The organism is Vibrio sp. 1727, from assembly GCF_033344415.1.
Taxonomy (GTDB): Bacteria; Pseudomonadota; Gammaproteobacteria; order Enterobacterales; family Vibrionaceae; genus Vibrio; species Vibrio alginolyticus.
The window spans coordinates 1-626 of sequence record NZ_JAWPOT010000400.1; the positions used below are offsets into that span (position 1 = coordinate 1).

The 626-nt window shown below is 35.0% G+C and carries 1 protein-coding gene; it reads left to right on the forward strand.

Annotated features, from left to right (window positions below):
- Positions 1-299 precede the first annotated feature (299 nt).
- Positions 300-626 (forward strand): hypothetical protein (locus tag R8O10_RS25985; protein WP_318192065.1); only part of this gene is annotated, 327 nt, incomplete at its 3' end.

The window sequence follows — 626 nt, forward strand, 5'->3', positions numbered from 1 at the left end:
TTGTCTAAAATACAATAGCAAAAGCTGCTAGCATAGGCTTATTATTGAGTCAAATGTTAGTTTCAATTTGCTAGTCTCAGAAGTGATATCGGTTCAATAGACTAATTACTCAACAAATTGTAGAAATATTTGCGTAATGCGACCTACAAATAGGGATATAGCTCACACATATGCAACAAATGATGAAAATTTATTTAAGTTTCACTCTTCATGGGTAAAAATTAGACATAACGGCAGTTAATGTTTAGATACAAGTCACATGATTATTTGCGTCTATTCTCAAAAATAAGAAAGTATTTATGGATAAGAATCATTACAGCGAACTGTTCTCCGACATATTCGCTACAAAACAGAATGAAGGTGGTGCGGCATATTTAATCAATCGTGAGGCTAATCTTGAATTAGTTTCACGGTTAGGTATTAATCATCGTGACGTTAGGCTTAATTCAAAAGAAAGCTATGTTTCAGACCGTAGCGCTAGGCTTTTAGAGAAAAAGTTAAAGGTAGCTCGAGGTTGGCTAGACGCAGAACATGAAATTATTAGCCAAACTCAACTTCTAACAATTAGAGCCAACAATGTTTCGGCGCTTATTGTTTCTCCTGGCTTTACTAAACAGTCAAAGCAC